At 44.1% G+C, this 4,241-nt stretch carries 4 protein-coding genes; all 4 read left to right on the forward strand.

Features of this window, described 5'->3' with window-relative positions:
• A partial coding sequence (locus PHU49_15300) for a hypothetical protein (GenBank protein ID MDD5245373.1) occupies positions 1–464 on the forward strand: 464 nt, incomplete at its 5' end.
• On the forward strand, positions 461–2,095 hold the full coding sequence (locus PHU49_15305; protein ID MDD5245374.1) for a DEAD/DEAH box helicase family protein: 1,635 nt from the start codon (positions 461–463) through the stop codon (positions 2,093–2,095). The genes PHU49_15300 and PHU49_15305, both read left to right, overlap by 4 nt.
• 12 nt (positions 2,096–2,107) lie before the next feature.
• A complete protein-coding gene (locus PHU49_15310; GenBank protein MDD5245375.1) occupies positions 2,108–2,773 on the forward strand; it encodes a hypothetical protein in 666 nt (221 codons plus the stop codon).
• A gap of 34 nt (positions 2,774–2,807) precedes the next feature.
• Positions 2,808–4,241 (forward strand): hypothetical protein (locus tag PHU49_15315; GenBank protein MDD5245376.1); only part of this gene is annotated, 1,434 nt, incomplete at its 3' end.

Below are 4,241 nucleotides of genomic sequence, written 5' to 3' on the forward strand. Positions count from 1 at the left end.
TAAAAGGGATAAACCCTAACCATGTTGCCACGGTATTTGTGGACACCCTGGAAGACAAGTTGGCTCTTAGGAATCAGATTATTGAAGCTTATGATGGAGAAGTAAATGCCCGTCTTTTGTCAAGAAGGCTAAGCGACTTTGATGGGAAGGTGTATTGGCATCAGTTGGTTCCAGAGCTTGATAAATATAGAGACGATATAACAGATAGTATTAAAGAGCATATCGGCGAGCGTTATGGTTATGGTACATTAATTAAGTTTGCTATAACGCGCCCAAGTGTTGACCCTAGAGATTGGATATGCTCAGAGATTTCACAACATGGGATTGTAAATGCTGTTCCAAGGTCGGTGATTGAAAGTTTTTTGCCTGACCCTTTTGTGAAACTTGTATTGGATGGCAAAATCTTGAAACCTTCTGAAGAGATTCAACTCCCATTCTGGACTTTTAAGGCAGAGATTTTATGAAGCGAAATGTTTTAAGGCGAATAGAGTATGAAGAAGAGACTGAAGGACAACAGGAGAATTACTTTCACCCTGTAACGGGAGAGCCTTTATATGTCCAAAGGACTTTCACATACAAGAGTCTTCCAACCATCAGGAAATTTCATGCTTGTCCTGAGAGCATAAGAGCAATTGTTGGTCCTGTTGGAAGTGGCAAGACAGCTGCGGCGACTATCGAGGTCGGTTATCGTATCCCGATGATGTTATGGAATAGGTACGGAATCAACAAAACAAGGGGTATTATCTTAAGAAATACATATCCCATGTTGATAGATTCAACACAGAAAACTTTCTTTGAATGGTTCCCGCCTAGTATCTATGGCACATATAATAAGAACGAAAAAATTTATGTGATGCAGTACACAACTATGGATGCCAAGCAAGAACCCGTTACGTTAGAGATTGAAGTCCTGTTTAGAAGTTGCGATAGTCCTGAAGATGTTGAGAAATTTAGAGGCTATGAATTAACGTGGTATCTGATTGATGAGGCAGATGAAGTCCACATTGATATTAAGAATATGTTGAAGCAAAGGATTGGTCGTTGTCCTAGCATGAAAGTTTGGTATTCTAGATTAAAGAAACGCTTCCACCATTTGCAGGGTTTGACGAACCTAGAAATTCAGCATTACTTAGAAGAGGAACCGGAACGTTATCAAATGAAATTTGGGGTAGAGATTTCCAACCCCCCTAGCACAGAGTCGAACCTGTATTGGGTTTTTAATTGGCAAACTCCTGTCCCTGGCCCTAAACCTGAGAGGAAACCACTGAAGGGACATGCGGGATTTTGGCAACCTGAAAGGGAGAACGAAGAGAATCTTATCCCTGGCTATTATGATAGAATGGCTGAAGCATATGCTTATGCACCTGATTGGGTTGCGAGATATATTAAGGGGCAACCTGGGGTAAGGCTCAAAGGGAAGTTAGTTTATAATAACTTTAGCAGGAAGGTTCACGAAGCAGTAAACAAGTTAGTCTGGAACGGGGAAATTCTTTATCGTGGCTGGGACAATACGGGTCTCCATCCTGGGGCAATTATAGTCCAGTCTCCGACAGCAAGGCAAGTTCAAGTTATGAGAGAGTTTTGGGGCGAGCGAGAAAATGTGGCTTCGTTTGCTAAAAGAGTGATAGCAGAGTGTAACAAACTCTACCCTAACGCGGAGTGGATAGAATATGCAGACCCAGCTGGCTGGGCACAATTTAGTAAGAAAGGCGGGGGATTAACCTCTAACTCAGAGATGATGATGGAGGAATGTCCTGGCTTAGTCCTTGAGAAGTCTGAGCAGAATTTTAAAGCAAGGGTAAACGCAGTTGACGAGCAGATGATGGAAATGGTGGCGGGCGGGGAACCTGCTTTTATGGTTGACCCCGATTGTGTTGGCATTATTAACGGTTTCTTAGGCGGTTATTTCTACCCAAGGATAACTAGCAGTGCAGCAGGGGAAGAGATTTATTCGGAGAATCCTGTGAAGAACAAATATGCTGATCTCCATGATGCTTTGCAGTATGTCCTTGTGAAGATAAGGGGCGCCTCTCCTAAAGGGGGAGGAAAGGCAAATAAACTTGGGCGACCTAACGATCCACTTTTGATTTGTTAAGGAGGCAGAGAGATGAAGAAAATTTTGGCAATCACAGCTTTGGTGTTTTTTCTATTCACCCCTATGGCGATGGCAGCAGTAGACCATTGGGAGAATGCTCACAATGCAACGGGGGTATCTGAAGCGGCAGTTAAGGTTATTAAGAAAATTCCCCTTGGCCCTTACGATCTTATCATCGCAACTTTTGATCCTGTAACCACGATAGCAGGAAGTGGATGCACAGTAGAAGGGGGGACGACATGTTTTAAGGCGGGTAGCGCGGCCTTCTATACCCAAGGCGGCGTAACTCTTATGCCTTCTCAGTTCAAAGTGAATGAAGTATTGGCATATTGGTTTGCTGATGGCCCTATGCCTGTTTCTACTCATGGCACGACTGGTGTTACAGGGGTGTGGGCTTATGAGTGGGTGCCCAATGCTGGTTCTGGCGTTACGATATGGAAGATAAGAGTGATGCAGGCAGGAACATCGGGATTTGCGACATCCGAATTGGCGACTACCAGTGGCAACTCTATATATGTCGGGAAGGCAAAGATTTTTCCACGATATGCAAATTATTATGGAATAAACACAGCCTCGACTGGCACGACAGTCACTTCTTCTACAACCTTTGTTGCGACCAAGCAGATGGGATGGTCGGCAGGTGTAACTCCGTATATATTTATTATTGGCAAGAAGTAAGTCTCATAGTATCTTAGGATAGGAGAACATAGCTATGACTGTCGAGAGAGATTCTCAGACTAATCCTGGCATTCAGACCTTCCTTGGTTGGGTCGGGGATAGCTATGAGGCGTTTGCTGATAATAGGGCTGATCAATGGCGCGATCAAGAAATGTATGACGGGGTGCAATGGACGCCAGATCAGGTTCAACAGCTAAAGGATGTTCTTGGAGTATATGCCTTAACGATTAATAAAACATTCCCCACGGTTAATATGCTTCTTGGCATGCAGATGGCATCGCAAACAGATATTGCCGCGAAGGGGCGAACGATTCAAGATACTGATGTAACTCAGATAGCATCGGGAAGTATCAAGTTCGTCCTTGATCAGAATGAAGGGCGTTCTAAGATTAGTGATGCTTTTCGTGGGGCTGTTATCCCTGGCTTTGGTTGTATTGAAGTCCTGAAAAACCCCGACCCAAGGAAGGAAATTGTTAAGTTAGCAGTACGAAGTTGGCAATATATGTGGTGGGATCATCATGGCGATCCCTGGTTTGATGTGGACACAACTCGTTATGTCTTCCTTCAAAAGTGGGTAGATTTGCATGACCTTGTAGGCACGTATCCTGAGAAGAAGAGGGAAATTGAAGAGGCATATTTTACAGCACCATCTACCGCTGTCTCTCCGTTTTATCCCTATGCCGAAACAGGATCAATTTGGAGACCATTTGCCGCCACTAATGACGGGAACTCTTTTAATGGGGCAATGTGGTTTGACAAAGTGCGGAAGAGGGTTATGCCAGTTGAAATGTGGTACACCGTTAGAAAGGAGTTGACCTTTGCCATATTTGCTGATGGTAGAGCTTTTGAGCTTGAGGGGAGGCCGGACACTGAAATTGGGGAACTCGTTAGGGCGTGTCAGCAAGTAGTTAAAGGATATGTGCCTAAAATGAGGGTGACTAATTTTCTTGGGGATGTGTTGTTAGAGGACGGGCCTACCCCTCATGGGCATGACGAGTTCCCTTTTGCTACGTTTGTTGGATATACAAATCGTTTTAATCAGCCCTATGGAGTTCCAAGGCAAATTCGGGACATGGACATTGAGATTAACAAACGGAGGACAACTGCCCTGGCTAAACTTAATGCAAAGAGGATTGTCGTAGAGGAAGGGGCTGTAGACGATATGGCTGTCCTTCGTCAAGAAGCAATGCGTCCTGATAGTTTGATTATTTTGAAAAGGGGCAAACATTTAAATGAGAATATTTTGGTTGAAGACCAGAGCAATGAGATCAAAAGCCAGATGGATTTGCTTAGGGAATCCGAGAGGGAGATAGGGGAGATCAGTGGTGGCATTAGTGAATCAATGGGATATGAAAGCAACGTGATCTCCAGAGTGGCATTACAACAGAAATCTCAAAGGGGGAATATGATTACGGCTTCCCTATTCGAGAACCTGAAGAAGGGGAAGAGCCGATTAGGGTATTTATCC

The sequence above is a fragment of the Syntrophorhabdaceae bacterium genome (assembly GCA_028713955.1).
Lineage (GTDB): Bacteria > Desulfobacterota > Syntrophorhabdia > Syntrophorhabdales > Syntrophorhabdaceae > UBA5609.